This window comes from Chryseobacterium aahli (assembly GCF_022699665.1).
In the GTDB taxonomy this organism is placed as follows: Bacteria; Bacteroidota; Bacteroidia; order Flavobacteriales; family Weeksellaceae; genus Chryseobacterium; species Chryseobacterium aahli.
The window spans coordinates 166732-192670 of sequence record NZ_JALDNB010000010.1 but is presented as its reverse complement, the minus strand read 5'-3'; the positions used below and the strand labels follow the sequence as shown (position 1 = coordinate 192670).

The 25939-nt window shown below is 35.3% G+C and carries 21 protein-coding genes; 3 read left to right on the top strand and 18 right to left on the bottom strand.

Going from position 1 to position 25939, the window contains the following annotated elements; translation table 11 throughout:
• Positions 1 to 25 precede the first annotated feature (25 nt).
• Both MQX03_RS15995 and rpsA read right to left on the bottom strand, forming a co-directional pair.
• The gene (locus MQX03_RS15995) at positions 26 to 2644 is read right to left on the bottom strand and encodes a T9SS-dependent M36 family metallopeptidase (RefSeq protein WP_242804244.1); all 2619 of its coding nucleotides are present in this window, start codon (positions 2642 to 2644) and stop codon (positions 26 to 28) included.
• Between the two features lie 174 nt (positions 2645 to 2818).
• Complete coding sequence (gene rpsA / locus MQX03_RS15990; RefSeq protein WP_242804243.1) at positions 2819 to 4627, bottom strand: 30S ribosomal protein S1; 1809 nt, start codon at positions 4625 to 4627, stop codon at positions 2819 to 2821.
• A 309-nt stretch (positions 4628 to 4936) separates the two neighbouring features.
• Here rpsA and MQX03_RS15985 point away from each other — a divergent pair, with 309 nt between their 5' ends.
• Both MQX03_RS15985 and MQX03_RS15980 read left to right on the top strand, forming a co-directional pair.
• Positions 4937 to 5476, top strand: coding sequence for a C45 family peptidase (locus tag MQX03_RS15985; RefSeq protein WP_242804242.1), 540 nt, complete (start codon positions 4937 to 4939; stop codon positions 5474 to 5476).
• Positions 5430 to 6206: a hypothetical protein gene (locus MQX03_RS15980; protein WP_242804241.1), complete on the top strand. Its 777-nt coding sequence runs from the start codon at positions 5430 to 5432 to the stop codon at positions 6204 to 6206. Before MQX03_RS15985 ends, MQX03_RS15980 begins: the two co-directional genes overlap by 47 nt.
• A gap of 219 nt (positions 6207 to 6425) precedes the next feature.
• Here the strand turns inward: MQX03_RS15980 and MQX03_RS15975 are convergent, their stop codons facing one another.
• From MQX03_RS15975 to MQX03_RS15935, 9 genes are all read right to left on the bottom strand, one after another.
• On the bottom strand, positions 6426 to 7268 hold the full coding sequence (locus MQX03_RS15975; protein WP_242804240.1) for a hypothetical protein: 843 nt from the start codon (positions 7266 to 7268) through the stop codon (positions 6426 to 6428).
• A gap of 2 nt (positions 7269 to 7270) precedes the next feature.
• Positions 7271 to 8128, bottom strand: coding sequence for a hypothetical protein (locus MQX03_RS15970; protein WP_242804239.1), 858 nt, complete (start codon positions 8126 to 8128; stop codon positions 7271 to 7273).
• An 11-nt stretch (positions 8129 to 8139) separates the two neighbouring features.
• A complete protein-coding gene (locus MQX03_RS15965; protein ID WP_242804238.1) occupies positions 8140 to 8949 on the bottom strand; it encodes a hypothetical protein in 810 nt (269 codons plus the stop codon).
• Between the two features lie 257 nt (positions 8950 to 9206).
• The gene (gene rluF / locus MQX03_RS15960; protein ID WP_242804236.1) at positions 9207 to 9929 is read right to left on the bottom strand and encodes a 23S rRNA pseudouridine(2604) synthase RluF; all 723 of its coding nucleotides are present in this window, start codon (positions 9927 to 9929) and stop codon (positions 9207 to 9209) included.
• Positions 9930 to 9956: 27 nt separating this feature from the next.
• Positions 9957 to 10196: a hypothetical protein gene (locus tag MQX03_RS15955; protein WP_242804234.1), complete on the bottom strand. Its 240-nt coding sequence runs from the start codon at positions 10194 to 10196 to the stop codon at positions 9957 to 9959.
• 80 nt (positions 10197 to 10276) lie between these two features.
• A complete protein-coding gene (gene truB, locus MQX03_RS15950; RefSeq protein ID WP_242804233.1) occupies positions 10277 to 10975 on the bottom strand; it encodes a tRNA pseudouridine(55) synthase TruB in 699 nt (232 codons plus the stop codon).
• A 163-nt stretch (positions 10976 to 11138) separates the two neighbouring features.
• Positions 11139 to 11957, bottom strand: a complete 819-nt coding sequence (locus tag MQX03_RS15945; protein ID WP_242804232.1) for an undecaprenyl-diphosphate phosphatase — start codon at positions 11955 to 11957, stop codon at positions 11139 to 11141.
• A gap of 132 nt (positions 11958 to 12089) precedes the next feature.
• Positions 12090 to 12389 carry a DUF3098 domain-containing protein gene (locus tag MQX03_RS15940; RefSeq protein WP_229984438.1) on the bottom strand — a complete coding sequence of 100 codons (300 nt, stop codon included), beginning with the start codon at positions 12387 to 12389 and terminating at the stop codon, positions 12090 to 12092.
• 3 nt (positions 12390 to 12392) lie between these two features.
• The gene (locus MQX03_RS15935) at positions 12393 to 13289 is read right to left on the bottom strand and encodes a cell division protein FtsX (RefSeq protein WP_242804231.1); all 897 of its coding nucleotides are present in this window, start codon (positions 13287 to 13289) and stop codon (positions 12393 to 12395) included.
• Positions 13290 to 13381: 92 nt separating this feature from the next.
• Between MQX03_RS15935 and rsmA the strand changes: the two genes are divergently transcribed.
• Positions 13382 to 14152: a 16S rRNA (adenine(1518)-N(6)/adenine(1519)-N(6))-dimethyltransferase RsmA gene (gene rsmA / locus MQX03_RS15930; RefSeq protein WP_242804230.1), complete on the top strand. Its 771-nt coding sequence runs from the start codon at positions 13382 to 13384 to the stop codon at positions 14150 to 14152.
• A gap of 73 nt (positions 14153 to 14225) precedes the next feature.
• On the opposite strand, the gene MQX03_RS15925 is transcribed toward rsmA, so the two are convergent.
• The 7 genes from MQX03_RS15925 to rdgB form a co-directional block, all read right to left on the bottom strand.
• The gene (locus tag MQX03_RS15925; RefSeq protein WP_242804229.1) at positions 14226 to 16586 is read right to left on the bottom strand and encodes a choice-of-anchor L domain-containing protein; all 2361 of its coding nucleotides are present in this window, start codon (positions 16584 to 16586) and stop codon (positions 14226 to 14228) included.
• 106 nt (positions 16587 to 16692) lie between these two features.
• Positions 16693 to 20298 (bottom strand): choice-of-anchor L domain-containing protein, encoded by a 3606-nt coding sequence (locus MQX03_RS15920; RefSeq protein ID WP_242804228.1) that lies wholly within the window; start codon positions 20296 to 20298, stop codon positions 16693 to 16695.
• Positions 20299 to 20467: 169 nt separating this feature from the next.
• Positions 20468 to 22813, bottom strand: a complete 2346-nt coding sequence (locus MQX03_RS15915) for a choice-of-anchor L domain-containing protein (protein ID WP_242804227.1) — start codon at positions 22811 to 22813, stop codon at positions 20468 to 20470.
• 131 nt (positions 22814 to 22944) lie between these two features.
• Positions 22945 to 23475 (bottom strand): hypothetical protein, encoded by a 531-nt coding sequence (locus MQX03_RS15910; protein WP_242804225.1) that lies wholly within the window; start codon positions 23473 to 23475, stop codon positions 22945 to 22947.
• Between the two features lie 10 nt (positions 23476 to 23485).
• The gene (locus MQX03_RS15905; protein WP_394801754.1) at positions 23486 to 24256 is read right to left on the bottom strand and encodes a TIGR02757 family protein; all 771 of its coding nucleotides are present in this window, start codon (positions 24254 to 24256) and stop codon (positions 23486 to 23488) included.
• Positions 24257 to 24262: 6 nt separating this feature from the next.
• Positions 24263 to 25177, bottom strand: a complete 915-nt coding sequence (locus MQX03_RS15900) for a ribonuclease Z (protein ID WP_242804223.1) — start codon at positions 25175 to 25177, stop codon at positions 24263 to 24265.
• A gap of 131 nt (positions 25178 to 25308) precedes the next feature.
• Positions 25309 to 25884: an RdgB/HAM1 family non-canonical purine NTP pyrophosphatase gene (gene rdgB / locus MQX03_RS15895; protein WP_242804221.1), complete on the bottom strand. Its 576-nt coding sequence runs from the start codon at positions 25882 to 25884 to the stop codon at positions 25309 to 25311.
• Between the last annotated feature and the right edge of the window lie 55 nt (positions 25885 to 25939).

The following is a 25939-nucleotide window of genomic DNA, read 5'->3' as shown; positions in this document are numbered from 1 at the left end:
TGATGGTATTGATTAACTTTTAATGTTATTTTTTGATAATTATTTTTGAATTGATGTCAATTCCTATGCCTTGCAATTTTACGACATAGACTCCACTTTCAAAGTCTCTTGTTGAAACCTGAATTCTTGAATCAGGAGAAGATCTGCTTTCTGACAACACCAATTTTCCCGACATATCGTAGATCTGAACATGAATATTCCCGATGGTATGATCTTTTAAGTAAATAAAAAATTCTTCTTTTGCAGGATTTGGATAGATTCTTACTAAACTTCTGTCGATTGCAATATTTGAATTTCCATCAGTACAATCTTTTGGAATTGAAAAGTCTTCCACCTGATCGCTGATATTCATTTTGTTTCCGGCTAAAGCATTTAAACCTAAACCTCTTTTGGCAAAAGTTTTCCAGATCATACATCGGTCTTCTCCTTTGGTGGTAAGCATTTCGGCAGATAAAATAGCATTACGGCCATCTATAAATGTAGGATTACAAGCCTGAAGTTTTAAAGCATCGGTTACCAACTGTAAAACTCTTGCACTTCCGCTATTCTTATTAGAAGTTACATCAGAAGAGTATCCATACTTTGCAACATATTGCCAGTGTAAATCCCAAAGCATCGTTGCCCAGACAAACCCGATCCGGTGAACGTCGGGAACAATTTCAGAATCTTCCTCAATCTCCATCCCGTTTGTATCTCCGTATGTATAATCATTAATTGAAAAATCCGATGAATATTTTGCAGGTCTAAATCCGGCACCGCTCGTTGACTGTCCGCTCGCATAAGATCCTATACTTCTCGGAACATTCGCATTATCCCCAGGTCTGTTGGTAAGCATTAATGCAAAAAAATCTGACCATCCTTCACCCATTTGCTCTTTGCTTTGAGATTTTAGAAGACAAGTAGATCCGTTACCTGTCAGTCTGTTTGAAATTCCGTGACCGTACTCGTGGGTAATTATTCCGTTATCAAAACTTCCGTCGGGTGTAAGAGCAGTTGCCGGATCACTTTTTAAAGTTACATTTACTGTTACCGAGTTGTTTAATTGAGTTTTAATATATTCTCCCTCATCATTGGTAATCAAGACTGAAGGTATCGTTATTGTGGGATCAGTGCCGCCCATTGAGGACGGAAAATTAACTGCAGCAGCATTATTATAAATAATTGCGGCAATTGCACCGGCATTCTGAGCATTTTTCACCTTTACAGCAAATGTGCAATTTGCAGCTCCGCCTCTTTCAATAAGTCCTATTTTTCCAGCTAAAGATCCTGCTGGTAATACAGAACACCCATTTATATTTGAAGCTAAAGCAATATCACCCGTAACACCAGTTCCATTGAGTTGTGGACCAAACTGTGCAGGATTTGCCTGAGGAATCCGAGGAATTGCCGATGATGGAGCATTATAGAAAAAATATCTATTCACTGACGACCAAAGATACATCTGCATGACAGGTCTGCTTCCGTCTGAAGGTGTGGTGAAATTAGCATTATTTAAACCACCTCCATCCTGAGATTCTGCTAAAACATAATCATTTCCGGCTCCACCTTTCCCAAAATTATTTTGTTGGAAATTTCTGGCAGATTCTGTAAATCCGAATTGATAAAAAATATCGTGAACTCTATTGTTGATGTAAAAAAGATTGGTAATCGCAGAATTTCGATTGAATGAGGGTGTTCCGTTTATTGAAAAAGGAAAATTAAAATTCCTGCTTGCACTGCCATCGGGAGAGTATCCCGGCTCGTCTTTATCTGCTGTATCTTCATAAGCGTAAACATTGTTACCTCTAGTTATTGTATAATTTGTATTTCCCGTTGAATGCCATCCTTCCAGTGATGAGGCAAGAATCCAAGGATTGTTAACAACTGATCTATTTCCGAAAGTTGGGGCTTCCACAGGAAGAGGAAAAACATTGTAACTTGCATTATCAGGCGCAAGAAAATTTGAAGATGCGGATACTTTATTTATAGATTCAGAAAAAATTTCATTAGAATGATCATGACCATATGCTCCAGTATGAAAATTACATGATAAGGTAAGATTTTCTTTGTTTAAAATTTCTCCTGTGTTGGCATCAACTAAAATATTCCAAGTGTTTTGAGATTTTGGTTCACGCAGATAAAACTGATAAACCAATTTTAAATTATTATCAACGTCTACATACGTCAAACTTTGTTTTGCGAAATTTCTATGTGCCGGTTCAGGTTCAGAATTTTCAATAATTTGAAATTTTGCCACATCTTTTTTATCTAAAATTGCCGCAATTCTTTCAAGTGCTTTTTCTTTATTTAAAGTTGCAATATTTGATGTTGAAGTATTGTAATTTTTTAAAAATGAATCTGAAAAATAGGCAACTTTATCGTTTTTAATTAAAACTGTTCCTACAGCATTATAAATAGGATAGCCTTTAAATTTCTGCTGAATTTTGACAATTTCTCCGTTTAAAGATTGGGATTGATCTACATTATCGATTTCAAAATCTATTAAATCTGATTTTTTAAAATCTTTAATTTGATTTGTAAGAATATAATCTGTAATCAACCTTTTCTGTTGTTGAGAGAAAACAGAAAAAGGAATTAAAATAAAGAGCACCAAAAGAATTTGAATGCTTTTTGTATTTATATTGTGAGTAAAATTACAATTCATATTTTTGATTATTAATAATTTATAAAAATAGCAACAATTTACTAAATTACATACGAGTTTTATATTAATGAAAGTTTTTTTCAGGTAAGAATATTTTTATCATTAATATATAAAATTTAAAATAAAAAAAGCCACTCTTTCGAGTGGCTTCATATTTACAAAAATGATTAGAGATTATTTACCTCCTTCCATTTTTCTTTTCAATTCAGCTAATACATCAATATCACCTAAAGTTGATCTTTCTTCGTTGTTAGAAGAAGATGAAGTGTTACTGTTGTTATTAGATCTGTTGTTAGATGCTTCTCTTGCATTCTTTTTCTCTTCGTCTCTGAAGATACCTGTGTGAGAAACTACTACTCTTTTGAATTCTTTGTTGAATTCGATTACTTTGAATTGAGCATCTTCACCTTTTTTGATTTTAGATCCATCTTCTTTCTCTAATAATCTTGAAGGGCAGAAAGCTTCTACTTCAGCATCTTCGAATTGTACAGAAGCACCTTTATCGTGTACTTCTACAGCTTTACCAGCGTGTACAGTTCCTTCAGCATATTTAGTTTCAAATTTATCCCATGGGTTTTCTGTCAATTGCTTGTGACCTAGAGATAATCTTCTAGCCTGGATGTCTAGTTCAAGAACTACAACATTCAATTTATCACCAACTGCACAGAATTCTGATGGATGCTTGATTTTCTTAGTCCAAGAAAGGTCTGAGATATAGATCAATCCGTCGATACCTTCTTCCAATTCTACGAATACACCAAAGTTTGTAAAGTTTCTTACAGTTCCAACGTGCTCAGAGCTCACTGGATATTTAGCTTCGATATTTTCCCAAGGATCTTTAGATAATTGTTTCATACCTAGAGAGATTTTTCTGTCTTCTCTATCTAAAGTAAGTACTTCAGCTTCCACTTCGTCACCTACTTTTACGAAATCTCCTGCGCTTCTCAAATGAGTAGACCAAGACATTTCAGAAACGTGAATTAATCCTTCTACACCTGGAGCGATCTCTACGAATGCACCGTAGTCAGCAAGAACTACTACTTTTCCTTTTACTTTATCACCAACTTTCATATCAGCAGAAAGAGCATCCCAAGGATGAGCTTCTAATTGCTTCATACCCAATTGGATTCTAGTTTTCTCGTCATCAAAGTCAAGGATAACCACTTTCACAGTTTGTCCGTCTTCTAAGATTTCAGATGGATGGTTCACTCTAGACCAAGAAAGGTCTGTAATGTGGATTAATCCGTCTACACCACCAAGATCTACGAATACACCGTAAGAAGTAATATTCTTAACAGTACCTTCAAGAACCTGACCTTTTTCAAGTTGTGCGATGATTTCTTTTTTCTGACCTTCGATATCTGCTTCGATCAATGCTTTGTGAGATACTACTACGTTTTTGAATTCAGGGTTGATTTTCACAACTTTGAACTCCATAGTTTTACCTACGAACTGATCGTAATCTTTAATTGGCTTAACGTCGATTTGAGAACCTGGTAAGAATGCTTCGATACCGTGTACGTCAACGATCATACCTCCTTTAGTTCTAGATTTTACAAAACCGTTAACGATTTCTCCAGTTTCGTGAAGTTCGTTTACTCTATCCCAAGCTTTAAGCGTTCTAGCTTTTCTGTGAGATAATTGTAATTGACCAGTTTTGTCTTCTCTTCTGTCAACCATTACTTCAACATCATCACCTACTTTAAGGCCTGGGTTGTAACGGAATTCGTTAAGAGAAATAACACCTTCAGATTTGAAGTCGATGTCTACAATAGCTTCTTTGTCAGTCAATCTTACAACTTTACCAGTGATAACGTCGTTATCATTTAAGCTGCTAAGAGATCCGTTATAGATTTCTTCAAGATCGCTTTTTTCTTTTCTAGCATCTGCATCAAGACCAGATTCGAAAGAATCCCAGTCAAATTGTTCTGGTGCTACGTTTTGGTTAAGAATAACCTCTGCTGAATTTGTCTCTTTTGACATTTTCTAATAAAATTTGTATTCCAATTCCTACAGACCTCGGCTTTGCTGTGAATCCTGAAAAATATGGAAGTTGTTAATTGCTAATGTTTTACTTCGCCGAAAGTACGTTCACAAAAGTGAGTGCAAAAGTACGATTTTTTTTAATAGTAACAATGATTTTCTTTCCTTCCCATTCGAAAATATATAAGTTTTTAATAACCTTCATTGCTCTGCATTAATTAAGTTTTAAATAAAAATAAAATTTTCAAAAAATACTTTAACAAAATCCTTTTTTTGTAATCAAAACATCAATATTTATAAAACTACATAATGTATAAACATTTCCTTTTAATTTTTATCACCATCATTTCAGCTGGTATGAATCCGGTAAAAGCCTGCACTATATTTTCCTGTTCAAGAGGTGGAGAAACATTCGTTGCGGCTAATGAAGATGACATGACTCCTTTTACAAGAATCTGGTATAACCCTGCCACTAAAGACCGATACGGATCCATTAGCTTCGGAGCTCCGGATATGCAGTCTGCCGCAGCAATGAACGAATACGGACTATTCTATGATTTTGCAGCAGCCAATTACGATTTGAGTAAACTGAACCTAAAAAATCCTTACAAAGGGGATCTGATGTGGGAAATATTAGGAAAATGCAAAAATGTAAAAGAAGCTATGGTTCTATTGAAAAAATATGATTATGCAATATCTGCCAAAGCTTTATTAGCTGACAAAGAAGGAAATTCTATTGTGATTACTCCCGGAGGAATCATAGAAAAAGAAAGGAGACTTTCAAGTGAATTCAAATTGCAATATGATCAACGGAAAACTCTCATGCAGACGACCAGACATGGCCAATGAAATGCTTGCTGCTTCCAAGGAAAATAATATTGGGTTTTTAAAAACCATTTTAGATAAAACCCATCAGGAAGGAGAATTAAATACTTTATATTCTACCATCTGCGACCTTAAAAAGGGAATTATCTACGTCTATCTTTTTCACGACTACAATACAGTATATAAAATTGACTTAAAATCCGAGCTCAAAAAAGGCTACCATATAGAAAATCTGGCCGATCATTTTCCTGCTTCATTTGCCTATGAACATTTCTCCAAGAATCATTCTTTATATCTTAAAGAATCTATTTTTCAGGAAATGATAAATAAAGGAATAGAAACCACAGTCGACCGATATATTGCAGAAAGCGAAAAATCGGATCCCAAAAATAAAAACCTAGACCCTGCTCTTCTAGAAGTAGCTTTACAGCTGATAAAATATTCATGGAACGAGCACAATAATAGCGCCATGTGGGATTATTGGTTCAGCAAACCTAACGGATATGACATCAAACCGTACAAAGATACCCGTCTGACTTCTGCTGAAAAACTTTTAAAATATCTATCCGCCAAAGAAGAAAAAGATCTCAAGCTACGTAATTTCATGTACGAAATATCGGGTTTTATCAATTTCACTCAGGAAGATACTGATAAAGCCAAATATTTTTACGAAAAATCTATTTCCAATTCCGATGAAGCCTATCCCATCACCTTGTTAAGGGGGAAAGAGATGTTGAGCAGGTTACCAAAGTAGATAACAGATAACATTCTTTTTAATTTGGATAATAATTTTACAATTCAATCTCTACAAAATATATCTAGGCTCCCTCGGAAATTGAAGATTCAATGTAGTCGATAACTGTAGTTATTGTGTCTGATTAAAAGAATGACAAACAAGTAATATGGTAAAAAATAAAACGGATGGCATAAAGCACATCCGTAACTAAAAACACATATCATGATAAAATCACGTCTAATTAATTGACTCTACAACTGTGGTACTTAAAGAAATTTTTGACATAAAATTACTCATATTGTTGCATTGAGTTCCGTCCTCATATCTTGCAGGACCACCATATACAATGATCTGTGATGGTGTACTTGCACTGTTTGTAGCAGAGATATTTCTCGCCTTTACTTCTATTAGATGAGGTACGCCTACACTCAGATTATTTACTACGCCATTCAAAACAAATTTATGCCATGAGCAAGTGAAATTTTCGTTGTGTTTGTGATATTTTCTAACCGCTGCCAATTTTCCGTCAACGAAAACTCCTATCGCGTACTCATAATATTTATTGGTAGATTTATCTAGTTGAGTCATTCCTTCCAAGGTAAAAGCCAAAGAGTTATTGGCTCTTGTAAAAGTTTTTGAATCTGTGATATTCAATGGCGTCCAATCTGCAGTGCTGTTATCTCCGATATTAAAATTTCCGGGTTTAAATCCTGATATTGAAATAGTTGCTGGGGAGGCTGACACCGAGCTTATACTTACCAGATCAAACTTCGTAGACACCTGCTGTTTGGTATACAACGCATTCCATTTTCCGGAATCAAAATAAGCGACCGTTTGTGGTAATGTAGCGGTTGAATTGGTATTAAAAACCACATTTCCATTTTGAGGACTTGCGACAGTGACAATATCTGTATTTGAACTCAAAGGAATTCTAGGATAAAGAACTCCTTTTTTATCAGAGTCTAATTTAAGAATCGCACTGTTATCAACAATCGGTACCGTCTTATCTGTCATCACCACTTGTGCAGTTGAAAGACAAGGAATTGCCAATAATATTATAAAATTATATATCTTTTTCATGATTAATAAGGTAAAGGTTGACTAACTAAAACTACAGAACTGATTCTCACTTCATCATTCGAGAGATTACCACACCCTCCCGCTTGTCTTCCAAAATAAAGTGATGTGCTGCCGGCAGTACCCGACCTGTTCATTGCTCCAAACGTTATGGTATGTGACCCCACCGTAAGATCATCAACAAAACCTGTTATGGTAAACTCCTGAAATGCACAAGTTGTATCTGTGCTTAAAGAAACGGCCTTTGATGAAATTAATTTGTTATCAACAAAAATTCCTAAACCATAGTTTACATTAACATTAGTATTCGCTACATCCGTATTTCTAAGCTGAACCATTCCTGTCAGGGTAATAACAGTATTGTTTTTTGCTCTGTCTATTGTGATGTTAAAGGGTGTATCGTTTGTTTCAGGAATTTTCAACCAAGGTGAAGCCAATGCAGAACCATTCACAAAAGAGCTCACAGAACTTGCTTCTGAATTATAATCAAATGAAAATAATTGATTAGGATATACTTTAGAATAATACTTTGTAATGCCTAACAAAAGATTGATATTGGCAGAAGTGAAATAGAAAATCCATTTTGTACCATCCCAATAATAAATGCCAGTTCCACCAGGAAATGCAACATTTGTATTATAAACCAGCAATGATGTAGTAGGCTGCGTCGTCATAAAACTATAATCTGATGCATTAGCAGGGTTCAGTGATACTTTTGGCATCATCAGACCTTTGTTTGATGATACTAAGTCTAAAATAGCAGACTCGTCAGGAGCACTTGTACCAATCCCTACCGATCCAGTTTGAGCGTAAGTAATACTTCCTAATATGAAGAAAAGCAATTTCAAATAAGTATTTTTCATTCTTTGTGTTTTTATGATTTTTCTGTCAGTTTTATAAACATATTAATTCTGGACATATCATTGTTGACAGAAGACGTATTTACAGGACCTCCATATCTCCATAAAGTTACTCCTGCAAGATTATTTGCCCTTAAAGTCACATATGTTTTGATCGTATGATTACCCAAACTTAAGTTGTTGAATATGCTATTAATTGAGAAAAAATCATACTGATACGTATTCGAATACTTTGTTGAATAATTTCTTACACCAGAAAGTTTTCCGTCAATGAATATTCCTACAGCATAAGTGAATGCATCAGAACCTGTAGACACCACCGTATTGTTGGCCTGAATCATCCCTTCAGTGATAACTGCAATACTATTGTTTGCCTGAGTAATCGTAATGTCTTTTGATAGACCCGGAACTTCTGTCCAAATTGTTCCAGGTAAAGAATCTTGTGCGTAGTTAATAGCACCTCGTACTGCATTGATATCTACCGCAGAAGAATTTGAGGTACTGTAAGATATTGTCAAACCCAGAACTGAGTAGATATTTCTCGTATCTACAAGTTCATTCCATTTTGCACCATCCCAAAAATTAAAGCCTTTTTTTCCGGTTGCATTATTGTAAGCAAGCAGTCCTAGGGCAGGATTTGTAACAGGCGACGCTAAACTTAGATCAGGTATTGAAAGATTAGGAATCAGTATTCCTTTGTTAGATGAAGAGATTTTTAGAAGTAAATCGTTCTCAATGGTAGTTGTTCCTATCCCTACTTGAGCAAGTGTTTTGAAAGAAAATAGCAGACAAGATGCCGCTATTAGGTAGAGGTTTTTTTTCATCACAGTAGTTTATATAAGTGTTTCTATTAAATAATCTGATGATTATCTGTGACAAATATAAAACAATAATTTGAAAAAAAATGTTAAAACATTAAAAAATAACGGTTTACAGTTATAAATATTTACATCATGAAATTAAAAACATTAACCTATTACTCATTAACAAGTGATAATATCAATTAAAAGTCACTTATATTAGAATTTTAAAATCCTCTCAATTTTCATTCCTGATATAAATCATAAAAAATAATATCTACTTAATCGAAGGTTTTTGTTGAGCCATCAAGCATCAAATTCAGTTCTGATAACTCTTCTGCAGTTAAATCTCTCCACTTACCCAAAGGTGTATCTAATTTGATATTCATAATTCTTATACGTTTCAATTTTTTCACCTCATAGCCCAGAAATTCACACATTCTTCTGATCTGTCTGTTAAGACCTTGCGTCAAAACAATTCGGAAAGTCATATCATCAATTCTCTCAACTTCACACTTTTTGGTAACAGTATCCAAAATTGGAACACCATTTCGCATTTTTTCGAGAAACTTTGAGTTCAAAGGTTTATCAACTCTTACTAGATATTCTTTTTCGTGGTTGTTTTTTCCTCTCAGAATTTTATTGACGATATCTCCGTCGTTTGTCAGTAAAATCAAACCCTCACTCGGTTTATCTAATCTTCCGATGGGGAAAATTCTTTTCGGATGGTTGATGTATTCAATGATATTATCAATCTCACGCTTTGTATCTGTAGTACAAACGATTCCAACGGGTTTGTTGAAAGCTATATAAATTGGACTTTCCTCATTTTCACGAATAGGTTTTCCGTCAACTTCTACTATGTCTTCATCAGAAACCTTAGTTCCTAGTTCAGGAACTTTACCGTTGATTTTTATTCTTCCTTCTTCCAAAAGTTTATCTGCCGCTCTTCTTGAGCAGAAACCTACTTCCGAAAGATATTTATTGATACGTGTCTTTTCCATTAGTCTATTCCTTCTATTGTATAATTTTTAATTACTAAAAATAGTAATTCCATAACTGATTCCTATAAATACAGCACCCGTGTTGGAGATTGCAAAGTTAGGAAGAAAATTGTAACCTCCTATTGCCGAGATTCCGTAAGTAAAATCATTAAGCATAAAAGGTGCAACATTCTGTTGATAACCGTAAGAATCTTTATTTTGATTTTCTTTAATTCTGTTTCCTAAATTATACTCAACATTTAGATTTGAATTAAAATAGAAATCCATTTTTGTTTTTTTTGTAAGATCTACTTGTGAAAATAACTGTAGAGAAATCATTAAGAATGATACTAAAAATAAATTTCTCATCATAAGTTTTCAAATCTGTAATCATTTTCTAAAAAATCACTTGTAGCATCTTCAACGTTGTAATCACCGATTTTCGTTCTTCTTAATTGGGTTAAATAAGCTCCAACTCCTAATTCCTGACCAATATCGTGCGCTAAACTTCTGATGTATGTTCCTTTTGAACAACCCACAGTAAAACTTACCAGCGGAAAATTGATTTCCACATCTTTTATATAATTAATGGTTGTTTTTCTTGATTTCATTTCAACCTCCTGCCCTGCTCTTGCCATGTCATAAGCTCTTTTTCCATCAATTTTAATTGCTGAAAAAATGGGTGGTTTCTGTTCAATTTCGCCTAAAAATTTTCCTAAAGCTTCTTTTACATTCTCTTCTGTAATATGAGCAATATCTTGTTGAAGAATCTCAGGTTTTTCGGTGTCGTAAGATTCTGTCTGGACTCCGATTTTAATCTCCGTCCAATATTCTTTTGGCGCATCTTGTATCTCAGGGATTTTTTTGGTGAATTTACCCGTACAAACAATCAAAAGACCTGTTGCTCTCGGATCTAAAGTTCCTGCATGACCAATTTTAAATTTTTTCGGGAGCCCAAACTCACTTTTGAGCTTGTATTTCATTTTATTGACCGCCTGAAAAGAAGTCCAATCCAGAGGTTTGTCTAAAAGAAAGATATGTCCTTCGAGAAGCTGTTCTGCTGTCATAAATTTGATGAGTAATTGGTAATGAGTAATATTTTATTTACGTTGAATCTCTCGCAGCCCGACTTGAACGGAGCTCTTTTTGCCTCCGCTCCGCTTCGGCAAAAAAGCGGGAGTGGAAGGCGGAAATAGCTGCCCAAAAATCAGCAATTAGTAATGAATAATCTTATTTGAACCAATAGAAATAAACCAACAAAGCAATTCCTACAATAATTCTGTACCAGCCCCACGGTTTGAAACCGTACTTGTTTAGTACTCCGATAAATGCTTTGATTGCGATCAACGCTACTATGAATGCAACAACATTCCCAACAATGAAAATCATGATGTGATCTTGTGATGAAAAAATCATCTCGTAACCTTTCATCGGATTTGCTGTTTCTTTACCCCAGGTTTTTACAAAAACCGAATATACCGTAACTGCCAACATCGTTGGTACAGCAAGAAAAAATGAAAATTCTGCTGCTGCTTTTCTTGTCAAACCCTGCGTCATTCCACCAATAATTGAAGCTGCACTTCTACTTGTTCCCGGCATCATTGCCAAACATTGCCAGAAGCCGATGATTACTGCTTTTTTTATAGATAATTCTTTTTCGTCGTGAATGACAGGATTTTTAAACCATTTGTCTGCAAAAAGTAAAACGATTCCTCCCAAAACCAAAACTGAAGAAATGGCAATTTGATTTCCCAAAACAGCCTCAATTTTATCATCAAAGATATATCCTAAAACCAAAGCCGGAATTACCGCAAAACCCATTTTAAAATAAAACTGAAGATTTTTCAGATCAAAAAACTTTTTCCAGTAAGCAACTACTACAGATAAAATTGCCCCAAACTGTATGGAAACCTGAAACATTTTTAGAAATTCTGATTCTTCTAAACCCATCAGGTTGGCTGCAAAGCCCATGTGAGCGGTTGATGAAATAGGTAAATATTCTGTAAGTCCTTCTACAATCGCAATGATGATTGCTTTGATTAAATCCATAATTTACGGTTGGCTTATGACGAATCGCTTTCAGCCTAATTTTTAATTTTAAATAAAAAGTCAATTGCTGAACAACCGACTTTTCTTTTTATCTGAACCATTAATTGGCTCTCTTTACTTACTTGCTTCTTTCTACTTCTTTCTTTTCAAGATTGCATATACTTCGATTACAAAACCAATCACAATGAGTAAAGGTGCAATTCTGATTCTTCTGATAGAAAAAATATCATCGTTCCATACATTCGGGTCTAGTTTTCCGTCAACAGTGTTGGCGTCTGGCCCCATCATTAAAAGAAATCCTACAACGATGCATGCTAAACCAATCAGCATCCATTTGTAATTTTCTTTTCCGAAGTAGAATGTCTGCTCTTTTGAAACTTCTGTTTCCGTACCGAAATCTGATGCGGAAAATTTATGTGTTTTTTTGCCCATTTTTTAAGAATAATATAAGTCGTCAACATTTGATCTCAAGAACCTCCATGTTGCAACGATTGTACTTAATATTGTAATGAAAATACCAACTCCAAATATCAAAAGTACTAACCAGAAATATTGGTTGGTATCTTGTACGAAAGGAGTTTTTATAGTAGTTGTAAAGTAATACCAAAGTCCTGACAAAGCAATCAATGCCAATACTGCACCCAATAAACCAAGAATTAACGCTTCTTTGATGAACGGTGTTAAAATAAATCGTCTTTTGGCTCCTACCAACTGCATCGTTTTGATTATAAATCTTTTTGAGAATACTTTTAGTCTGATTGAGTTGTTAATTAACACAATAGCAAGAACTAAAAACAGTACACAAAACGCTAAGATCCACTTTAGAATTTTATTTAATTTATCGTATATTTTTTGAGAATCTGAATCGTTTTTTACATCGATAATTCCGGGAACCGATTTGATTTGCGTAAGAACTGCTCCAATTTTAGTTGAATCTGTATACTCCGGTTTTAAGGCTACCTCCACAGAAGCCGGATAAATGTCTTCATCAAAAAGTGCTTCTGTATCGATCCCTAAACTTTTTTTGGCTTCAGCTGTAGCCATTTTTTTAGAAATATATTTCGTGCGTTTTACCGATTCCATTCCTTTGATAACTTCTACGGCAACTGCTTCCTGTTTTGCTATTTTAGCTGAATCCTTATCGTCGTAATTTTCGTCAAAGTATGCATTTACAACAAGTTGCTCTTTTAAATAATCAGAATATTTTTGTGCATTAATTAGAATTAAGCCCATTAATCCCAGCAAAAATAACACTAAGGCAATACTTATTACTACAGTAATATTGCTAGACCGAAGCCTTTTCTTATTAAACTCTTCTACAGATTTCGCCATTAATATTAAAATTTTTGGCTAAAATAGAAAAATTCTACCGAAATTTGGAACGAATAAGAGAAAATCATTGTTAACGAAATCATAAATAAACTTTGAGTGTAAGAGCAAAAAAACATCTGGGTCAACACTTTTTGACTGATGAAAACATCGCAAAAAACATTGTAGAAGGCTTAAGCTACGAAAGCTACAACAACGTCATGGAAATAGGCCCGGGAATGGGTGTACTGACAAAATATCTTCTGGAAAAAGAGCAAACAATTTACCTGGCAGAAATTGACACTGAATCAATTGAATATCTTAAAAAAAACTATGCTAAAGCAACCGAAGAAACTTTTGTAGGAGATTTTCTGAAGCAAGATTTTAATTTTATCAACGAGGAGCAAATTGCCATTATTGGTAATTTTCCATATAATATTTCTTCACAGATTTTATTTAAAATTATTGACTATTATCAAATAGTTCCGGAAATGGTTGGGATGTTCCAGAAAGAGGTTGCCGAAAGAACTGCAGCAGTTCCGAGAACAAAAGATTACGGAATTTTATCTGTTTTGGTACAGGCTTATTATGATGTAAAATATCTTTTTACGGTTCATGAAAATGTATTTAATCCGCCGCCAAAAGTAAAATCCGGAGTTATCAGACTGACCAGAAATCCGAAAGAAGGTTTAGTAGGAAACGAAGTTCTTTTTAAACAAATTGTGAAAGCAGGTTTTGGGCAAAGAAGAAAAAAACTATCCAACTCATGGAAAGTTATGAACATTCCTGAAGCATTAAAAACTCACGAATTTATGGATAAAAGAGCTGAAGAATTAAGCGTTGAGGATTTTATTCATTTCACTCAGCTTTGGAAAGAGAATATGTAATTGTTTTCCTTCATGTAAAAAAATAAAAAAAGCCTTTCAAATTTGAAAGGCTTTTTTATTATATAACTTAAGATTATTCTCTGTTTTTCAACATAATCCATCCGGCTCTATTCATTTGTACTTTCGACTTCTTGTATTCGAAATTGAATTTGTACCAATAAGTTGCAGTCGGCAATCTTTTTCCTGCCAGTGTTCCGTCCCAGATTGGTCTTTCTTTTGAGAATTTGAAGATTTCTACGCCATATCTGTCATAAATTGATCCTTTGAAATTATTGAAATCTCTTAGATTACTAAGATCTAAAACATCATTCACACCATCCTGATTTGGAGTAATTACATTATTAATTTCAAGTGTAAAGAACTCAACTGCACCATAGCAAGTTGTCCCTTTAATTCTTACCTGAACATTGTACGTCGTATTATCTGTAAGATTTGTAAATACATTTGACTCTTGCCAGTTGATTCCGTCAACAGAATACTCTAAAGTTCCAAATATATTGTTGATTGAAGGGTTTGTTGCAATTGCTGTTAATGTACCATTTTCATAGCTTAAATTAGTAAAGAAAGGCGAAGCTGCACCGTGAACTTTCACTGTAAATAATTCCTCACAAATTCCATTATTAATTTTTACTGTATAAACTCCTAACTGAGTTGCTGTAATAGTTTGAGTTTCTGCACCAGTATTCCATAAATAAGAATAATTAGTTCCGGCACCTGCATCTAAAAGAATAGTATCTCCTACACACATTTCAACATCCAGCAAAGGCGTGGTAATCGGTGCAACAGTCTCTACAGTGATTTTTGCTGGTAATAAAGATTTACAACCTTTCGCCCCCAGAGCATATACCGTAAATGTGGTCGTTTGATTAACAGTAACCGTTTGTGTGTTTCCGTTTCCTGGGAAGTTATCCCACAAATAAGTAACACCACCATTAGCTGTAAGCGTAACTGTTTCTCCTGGGCAAACTCTAATTCTTGAAGAGGTAATTCCTGCGATTGGAGTTACCTCTCTTTCTAATTTAAGTTCAATCGTTTTACTACAGAAGCCCCCATCTGAAACTACTACATATAAAATCTGCCCGTCTGCACCATTATAATTTGCTATATTGGTTATAAAAGCATTGTTTTGAGCCGCTGCATCAGCCTGATTCACATAGAATCTGAACGTTGCATTTGGAGTAGGGCTTATTAGGGGTTTTGCATTATTTAAATCAAATGTAGTAATGTCTGGTGTGCTACACAATAAGAAAGTAGCATCTTGAGCTAATGGTGTAAATCCACCATTAATTTTTATAGTTGCTGATCCCGGACAAGGATTTCCAGGTACACTTACTTCAATTTTATAATTTCCTGGCTGTATTGCCGTAATTGCATTTGTAGTTGCTCCTGGTATTGCAGTTCCGTTAAAAAACCATTGATATAATAAATTTGGACCACTGGTAGAAGCTGTAATTAACTGTGGAACGTTGTCACAGACATTAATTTCTTCAGGTAATGTTGCGCCTGCAGGATCTAATAATTTTACTCCTATATCGAATGATCCTGCTTCTAAGAACACGGCAGAATCATGAGTTCCGTCATTATCATCAGCCATTACCATCTTAATATGGTAAGATTGTCCTGGTATAACCGTAGCGGATGCTGTTAAAGGAACAGTTCTTCCGTAAAGGTTTGTTTGATTAGCCGGTGATGATGTCTCATAATATTGTGCGTTAATGGGACCACAAGAAAAACTTGCAGGAACAATATTGGTAGCAGTAACAAGCCCTGCACCTCCTGGTAATACAGCAAGATTCGTATATGTACTTCCTGGTGTATTAGGTTTCAGAAGAAGAGCAAATGCGTCCTCATACCCTGAACAAGGAAATCCGCCATCATACTCTTCCGAAGCAAAAATATAATTAAACTTCATTTGTGTACTCGTTGGGACAAAATCAAACTCTAAGATAACCGCATCTTCTAAATCAAGTGTACTACCCGCTAAAGCGGCTTCCAAATCGGCATCAGTACCAGTGGTAAGATTAACTCCGATAGGTAAAGGTCCTTCAGGAACATTTCCTGCCAAACGTGCTGTACCTGTTGTGAGTATAATACCATCTGTAAAAGGAAAATTGGAAGTACCTTTGTGAAAATACCCCCAAAACCTTTCATTATTAGTCACAGGTTGGTTAGGCGAAATTGAGACATTTGTTATATTTGGTGTCCCGCAATTTGATGTAGTTCCAACTAATACATCTATCACGAGTTGTGATGGCGTATAATTAGATGGTAGATAAGGAGGTACATTGACATCGATCAAATCACCAGCCTTGGCTAATGGAGAAGGTTTTGAATTTTTTGTTAATTCTATTCTTTTTTGCTTTTCTGTTTTAGTCTGCGCAAAAGAAAAAGTACTGATGAGTAATAATGAAAACAACAGTATATATCTCTTCATAATAATTTTGTTTCAACAAATTTAGTTTTTTTTCACATAAACATCATTAATAACTCATTTTTTTTAACATAAAAAAGTCTTCCAAGTGGAAGACTTTAAATTTTATTTAATTTCTGTTTTTAAGTAAAATCCATCCGGATCTTAATTCTAGTTTTTTACTTGCAGGGTTTTCCCACTGTACCCTATACCAATAGGTTGCTGTAGGAAGATTAATAGTTTTTAAGGAACCATTCCACATTACGTTTGATTTATCTGCCTTAAATATTTCAGCTCCATATCTGTCAAAAATAGATGCCGCAAAGTTTTTATAATTGCTTACTCCCGAAAAGTCTATGAAATCATTGACGCCATCGCTATTCGGAGTGATTGCATTGCTCATTACGAAAGTAAAGAAACTTAATGTATTGCCACATTTTGCATCTTTTACTTTTACCATTAGAGTAAGATTAGTATTACTTAATACATTATAAAAGATGTTTGAAGGTTGCCATGTTATACCTCCGTCAATAGAGTACTCTAATGTTCCGCCAGTGGGATTGGTAGCTGATATTGTAAGAACATTATTTTCAAATACTACATTGGTAAATTGTGGAAGATCTGGGTTAATCAACTGTGCCGTAAATAATCTAGAACATGTTCCGTTATCAATTGTCACGGAATAAGATCCAGGAATATTTGTAGAGATCGTCTGAGTAGTAGCTCCCGTGCTCCAAAGATACGTGTAATTAGGTCCTGCACCAGCATCTAAAATCCCGGTATCACCAGCACATGCATACACATCTTTTAATGTTGAAACAATGGCAGGTACAACCACGATTTGGACTGTAGCCGGAGTGTTAGACACACAGCCGTTTCCACCTAAAGCAAATACTGAATAAGTCGTGGTAACCGCAGGAGTAACAATTTGTGTATTTCCATTTCCGGGAAGGCCTACCCAGTTGTAAGTAAATCCTCCGCCTGCAGTTAAAGTAACAGATTCACCCGCACAAATTTTAATTTTAGAAGCAGCTAATGTTGCTGTTGGCGGACCTACAACAATATTAATTATTGCAGGATTAGCAGAAATACAACCATTGGCACCTACTGCAAATACAGTATATGTTGTGTTGTTAGCCGGAGAAACTACTTGTGTATTTCCATTTCCGGGAAGACCATTACCCCAGTTATAAGTTGCACCACCCGAAGCAGTTAAAGTAACCGATTCTCCCGGACAAATTTGTTGAAAAGTTGAAGTTAAATTTGCAATCGGTAGAACTTTATCTTCTACCACAGTAACTGTTGAAGTAAAAGTACATGTTAAGTTGGCAGGTTGTGTATTATTTGTTACTGTTAAAGTATATGTTCCAGCAGCATTTACCACAGGTGTCAGAGTCGTTGCTCCTGATACGATATTTCCACCTGTAGTCGTCCAAGCAATAGTAGAGCCTGCAGGAATTACAGATGCTGAAGCATTTAAAGTGACCTGAGCTGTAGTACATGTGATTGTTTGAGGTGCAGCAATCGTTAATGTGGTAGTCGCAGTAGTTAATAATTGTAAATTAACAACATACTTACAACCTCCATTACTTACTGAAACATAAATTGTCTGATTTCCTGTACTCGGAAATGCAGTAGGCACTGTTATATTACTTGTATTACCAGCTATTGCATCTGCCTGATTGACATAATATGTAAAAGTAACACCAGTAGCTGTAGTTATCTGACCTTGGGCAGAAGTTAAATCATATATTATATTTCCTTGCTGATAACATTTTAAAAGACTTGCATTCTGAGCCGTGAAAGGTTGAGAAACTTGTATTGTTAGCGTTGCAGCAGTAGTTGACACACATCCGTTGGCACCAACTGCTGTGACTGTATACGTTGTATTAGCTGTAGGAGAAACTGTTTGAGTAGCTCCGTTTCCTGGCAAACCTCCTCCCCAATTATAGGTTGCACCACCAGAAGCAGTTAAAGTAATAGTTTCACCGGCGCAAATAGAAATTTTGCTTGCAGTAAGCCCGGTTGTAGGAGGCGTACTATTCCCAACAACAGTTACATTCCCAACAGCGGTACATGTGACATTACCTGCAAAGGTATTTGAAATCGTTAATGTATAAGTTCCTGGAGCATTCACAACGGGGTTTAATGTTGTTCCTCCAGAGACAATGTTTCCTCCCGTAGTCGTCCATGCAAATGTAGAAGTTGTAGGATATGTAGAAGCAGAAGCATTCAGGGTAATTTGTGTATTTGTACACGTTAATGCCGTAGGCGCAGCAATAGTTGCGGTAATTTCGGGGGCTTTCACGAGTTGCAGCTGTGCAACTTTAGAGCAAAATCCACTTTTTACTAAAACATAAATTGTTTGGCCTCCCGCACTTGAAAAAGTGGTAGGTGCTGCAATTGTATTGGCATTTCCAGCGTTTGCATCGGCTTGATTTAAATAGTACGAAAATGTAGCTCCTGGAGTTGTACTGATTGAAGCTTGCGCCGATGTTAAATCAAATATTGCATTTCCGGCAGCAAAGCACGTTGTCAAAGTAGCATTCTGAACCGTTGGAGAAGTACCGCCAACAATGGTAACTGTTGCCTTACCCGGACATGAATTACCAGGAAGTGTAACTTCTACAGAATAAACGCCTGGTGCTACAGCAGTATACGAAGAACTGGTTGCTCCTGGAATCACATTCGTTCCTAAAAACCATTGATAGGTCGCACCCGGAATCTGTACTGATGCAGTCAAAGTCTGTGGAGCATTATCACACACATTGATAGAAGCTGGAAGTTGTACGCCTCCAGGCCCCAGAATCTGAACACCTATATCGAAAGATCCCGCCTCTAAAAAAACAGCAGAATCAAATCTAAAATCCTGATAATCCGCAATAACCATTTTAAAATGATATATTTGCCCTGGAATTACGGTAGCCTTTGCAGTTAGTGGTACTGTACGCCCACTGAAATTAGTTTGAATTGCTGTAGTATTGTATCCTCCAAAATATGATGCATTAATCGCACCACAAGTAAGAACTGTATTGTCAAATTGTACCGCAGGGTGAATATTCGTTACACTTACAGATCCGGCTCCACCTGGCAAAACTGCTAAATTAGTATAAGTAGGATCGCCTACTTTTTTTAACAATAAAGCAAAAGCATCGCTGATAGTACACGGAAAATTACCTTGATATTCTTCTGAAGCAAATAAATATCTAAATGAAACTTCTGTGGAAGTAGGAATGAAATCAAATTCTATGAAACTGGCATCATTAAGATTGACATTTGATATCCCAAGTGCATTTGCCAAATCCTGATCACCTTGTATAGGAAGTGTATCTTCCAGAGGACCTGAAATAAAAGAGTTACCTGCCTTTGATGCATGACCTGTGGTCAGTAATATTCCCTTCTCAAAAGGAAAATTGGTAGTGCCTCTATGGAAAAACCCCCAGCTTCTACTTGGATTGCTTGTTGCTAAATTTGGTGATACAACTACCCCATTTACATTTGCTGTAGAACATGCAGAACCACCAGAGATAAGAACATCTTTCACCAATTGTGTAATGCTATATGAAGATTCTGGATAGTTTGCGGTATTCACATCAATAAAAGCACCAGCTTTCATCGTTTGAGAAGAAGCTTTCTGAATACTTTTAACTTTTTCTCTAGTCTGAGAAAATGTAAAATTTCCAATAAGAACTAAAAACAAAGCCAAAAATAAACTTCCTGCACTTTTATTTAACATTTTGTATTATTTTTAACAAAAATACTATTTTTTTTGATTAAAATTTAATTCAAAAATATTTATATTATTATTAACACAATCTTACCATTTTAATTGTATTAATCTGATTGCAAAAATTAAACATAAAAAAAGACCGATTATTCATCGGTCTTTTTAATATTAGAGAATTTTATTCAAAGTTTTTCAATAAAATCCAACCAGTTTTCACTGTTAATTTTTTAGTTGCAGGATCTTCGAAAGTCACCTGATACCAATAAGATGAAGTTGGAAGCTTTTTACCTTGGAAATAACCATCCCAGAACGGCCTGGTTTTTTCAGCTTTAAATACGGCCTTACCATAACGGTCAGAAATAACCGCCTGGAAATCTTTGAGATCACTAATTCCTCTGAAATCAATCATCTCATTTACGTTGTCTCCGTTTGGAGTAATTACATTTTTCATAACAAATGTGAAATACTCTAAGAAACCAACACAACTTGTATTTTTCACTTTAACTCTGATTGAAACTAATGAATTATTTGGAACATTTGTAAATACATTTGAAGATTGCCAAGTAACTCCACTATCATTAGAATATTCTAATTGTCCGTTGCTTGGATTACTTGCTGTCACAACCAAAGTTCCACTTTCATCATAATCAACTTTGATAATCTGAGGAACAATTGCCTGAATGACCTGCGTAGTGTATACTTTAGAACAAACCCCATTATTAATTGTTACAGAATATGCACCTGCGGTAGTTGCAGATATGGTTTGCGTTGTAGCACCATTGCTCCACAAATATTGGTAACTTGGACCCGCACCAGCATCTAAAGTGATATTGTCACCAGAACAAATATAACCACCTGTAAGATTTGAAGTAATTGCAGGAACAACTTCTACTGTAATTGATACAGGCTGTAGAGATTTACATCCTTGAGCACCGATTGCGTAAACAGTATAAGTTGTAGTTTGTGTAGGAGATACCGTACGTACAGCACCTGTACCCGCAAAACCACTCCACTCATAAGTTGCTCCTCCTGAAGCCGTTAAAACAACTGACTCCCCATTACAGATTTTCATTTTTGAAGCATTAAGTACCGGTATAGGTGTTGCTTCTTTTCGTAAAGTTAAAGTAACTAGCTTACTACAGAAAGCACCATTAGAAACTACTACATATAAAACCTGGCCGTCATTTCCGTTAAAAAGTTCTGGAACAGTAATAAAACTATTGTTTTGAGCAACTGCATCTGCCTGATTTACATAAAATTTAAATACTGCACCCGCCGTAGTACTGATAGAAGGTTTTGCTGAATTAAGATCAAAAGTAGAAACACTAGGTGTAGTACATAATTTTAAAATAGCATTCTGTGCCGTTGGAGTTGTACCTCCTATAATGGTAACTTTTGCTTCTGCAGGACAATTTTGGCCCGGTATAATAATTTTCACAGTATAAACACCCGGGCTGGTAGCTGTATAATTTACGTTGGTAGCACCAGGAATGGCAATGCCGTCTTTAAACCATTGAAATGTCATCCCAGGAGTAGTAGCTACCAAAGCCTTTAAAATTTGGGGTGCATTATCACACACATTTAAAGTCTCTGGTACAGGGTTCCCTGCTTCATCCACAATACTTACTCCAATATCAAATGATCCGGCTTCTAAAAATACTGCCGAGTCATAGATAGTATCACGCGCATCTGCTATAACCATTTTAATGTGGTATGATTGTCCAGGAACTACAGTAGCCTCAGCTGTGAGAGGTACAGTACGCCCGTTATAATTTGTTGCATTAGGTAAAAGCGATCCAAAATACTGAGCGTTTATAGGGCCACAAGAAAAACTTGCAGGCAGAATATTTGGTACGGATACAGGACCAGCTCCAGCAGGAAGTATTGCTAAATTAGTATAAGTTGATCCCGGAGTATTAGGCTTTAGCAGTAAAGCAAAGGCATCATCAAATTGTAACGGTGGGCATGGATAGCTGCCTTCATACTCATGAGATGCAAAAATGTAATTAAATTTCATCTGGCTGCTTGTCGGTACAAAGTCGAACTCCAGAACTGAAGCATTATTAAGGTTTGCAACACCAATGGCAGCACTCAAATCAGCATCACCAGTTCCTCCATTGTTATCACCCATACTGCTTTGAGCAGTGTTACCTGCTTTTTTCGCAAAACCTGTTGATAATACGATACCTTCTAAAAATGGAAAGTTGGCAGTTGCCTTATTAAAGTAACCCCAAGCTCTGTTTTCCAGCGTGGCTGCTGTACTCGGTGTAACAGTTACATTGGAAATATTAGGAACAACACATCCTCCACCGTTACCCACAAGAATATCTGTAACTAATTGTGTTGGAGTATAATTGCTCGCAGGATATGGAGCTACGTTAACATCAATAAAAGCTCCCGCTTTTGCATTCAGAGGAAAAACAGTTGGTTTCTGAGTTCTTACTTGAGCAAAACTAAAAGTGCTTAGAAAAGCAAAAAGAACAAAACTAATTTTAAAGTAATTTTTTAATCTATAATTTAACATTTTCAGATTGTTTGCCCAAAAATAATAAAAATAATCCTAAATGATTAAGATTTAGTCTATAGATTTGCGAATTAACATCAAATTTACAATATGATTTAGAAAAACAAAAATTACAATTTTTTACTATCAGATTAGTCTTTCTTCAGGTCATCAATCATATTTTGCAGCTCCTGAATTTTATCTTTTAGCAACTTAATTTCGTTTTTATTTGAATTTACATTGCTTTTTAAAATCGCTTTTTTCGCTTTTTCTATATGATCCTCATCATCCTCATCTTCATTGATTTCCTCAATATCTTCCTGAATATCTTCGATATCTTCCGTGATTTCTTCAATATCCTCACTAATTTCTTCCAAATCTTCCTGAATGTCTTCAATGTCTTCGCTGATTTCTTCAATATCTTCCTGGATATCTTCAATTTTTTCATGGCTTTTGTTCACCGACATTTGGATCAGAATTGAAAGATAAATAGCTTCCAAAGAAAGAACCGTCGTCAATACCAACAGCATTTTGTCAAAATCAACCACGCCAAATGAAGGTAGTAAAAATGCAGTCAAAAAAAGTAAAGTATGAATAATAAGAGATGGTATAGAGCCAATCCAAGAGGTGATTCCATCTGCCAGTTTCTCAAGAAGTTCTATTCTTTCGTGTGATGTTTTCATTATTTTTTGTTTAAAATAATTCCTTAGTTACCCCTAAACCAAATAGTGCAAAATCATATTTTGCGGGATCTTTAGGATCAAATTTTCTGATAATTTCGTCTAACTCTAAAACAGTTTTCCAATCATTCTGCGTTCTGGAAATCAAGCCTAATTTTCTTGAAATATTTCCTGTGTGAACGTCTAAAGGTATTGATAAATTTTTAGTATCGATGTTATTCCAAATTCCAAAATCAACGCCACGCTGATCATTTCGCACCATCCAACGCAGAAACATAATAATTCTTTTTGAAGATGAATTTTTGTAAGGTGAACTTACATGTTTGTGACTTCTATGCTTTTCAGTCTGTAAAAAACCCAGCCTGAACCTTTCGATCGCATGATAAAAATTAGTTTCAGAATCTTTAATGATAAATAAATTTTCTAAACTATTATTTTCACGATAAATCCTGTTAAACTGTCTGACAAAATAAGTAAAATCTTCTCCGTTAAAAGTTCTGTGAATACTTTTTCCGTCAATAAATTTCAAATCATTTTCAGAATAATTCATCACAAAATCATAGGGAGAATTTCCCATGATGTCCAATATTTTATCAGCTGACTTTATAATTGCTTTCCTATTTCCCCAAGAAATAGTCGCCGCCAGAAAACCAGCAATTTCAATATCTTGTTTTAAAGAAAAACGATGCGGAATCTGTATAGGATCGTCTTGAATAAATTCAGAATTATTATACACATCAGCCTTTTCGTTTAGAAAATCTTTTAATTCTTCAAAATTCAACATATTCATTTAGATTTTTACAACTTCTAAAGCCTTAGGTAAAAAAGTATTTGGAAAAACCGTTCTTGCCTCATCAGTAAATACCGTCAAATCACCATATCTATTAGAAAAATGACCTAAAATCAATTTACCGACTTCCGCTTGTCTCGCAATTCTGGCTGCTTCTAAAGCTGTTGTGTGACCGGTGTAATCTGCCATTTCTTTCAAATCGTGTAGAAAAGTAGACTCGTGATACAATACCGTCACGTTTTTAATAATCGGAATGACAGATTCTAAATATCTGGTATCGCTGCAAAAAGCGTAAGAAACGGGCGGTGCGGGTTCTGTGGTCAAAATTTCATTTTTAAGAATATATCCGTCACTCAATTCAAAATCTTTACCTGCTTTCAAATTGTGATAATCACAGGTTTCAATTTCATTATATTTTGAAATTTCCTGCATATTAAGATGCCTGTCTTTTTGTTTTTCTTTAAAAAGATAACCGTTACAGTAAATTCTGTGATCTAATGGGATCGTATAAACCTCTACTCTATTGTCTTCGTAAATTTTCTCGGAATAATCTTTATCAAGCTCATGATAAACGATTTCAAAACCACGATGGGTTTCTGTAATGGTAAAAATGGTTTCCAGCATTTTTTTAATGCCTTTCGGACCATAAACATGCAACGGCACATCTCTTCCCAACAAACGAAAAGACGCAATCAAACCCGGCAAACCAAAACAATGATCCCCATGAAGATGCGAAATAAATATATGATTGATTTTTGAAAATCTTGCTTTTGCTTTTCTCAGCTGCACCTGCGTTCCTTCACCACAATCGATCAGAAAACATCGCTCTTCCATCTCAAGAAGCTGCGAAGTGGGCGATGTATTAACAGTAGGAATTGCTGAATTAAAGCCTAAAATGGTTAAATAAGTACTCAAATCAATAGTTTATTGGGGTAAATGTACGATAAAAGTTTGAGGTTGAGGTTGAGATTAAGGCTGAGGTTAACGTTAACGTTCATACTATTTTCAGAATATTTTATCAATCTAAATCTGAGCCCAATCCTAAATTATCCATTCACTTTTAAAAAATTTAAAAACAAATCTAGTGCCTGTTTTCTGTGGCTGATCTGGTTTTTATCTTCAGGATTCATTTCTGCAAAAGTCTTTTCATAACCTTCCGGAACAAAAATTGGGTCGTACCCAAAACCTTTGTGACCTTTATTTTCTGTAAGTAAATTTCCGTGAGCTCTGCCATCAAAATATTGAGCGCCGTTTTCGTCATAATAGCACAAAACGGTAATGAAATAGGCTTTTCTGTTTTCCACACCTTTCATTTCGTCTAAAACTTTCTCAATATTTTTTGCAAAATCATGGTTTCCGGCATAACGTGCGGAGAAAATTCCCGGTCTTCCGTCTAAAGATTCTACAACCAAACCGCTGTCATCGCCCAAACTCGGAATCCCAGTTTTTTCGAAACAATATTTTGCTTTAATTAAAGCATTGGCGTTGAAAGAATCGCCGTCTTCCACGATTTCGTCATGCAAATCATAATCTGCAAGACTTTTAACGGTAAACTTGTCTCCTAAGATCTGTTGAATTTCTTCTTTCTTGTGTACGTTGTGTGTGGCAACTAATAATTCCATGTAACTTTTATTTTTTTAAGCGCATAATGCGCTGTAATCTTTCTTGAAAACTAAT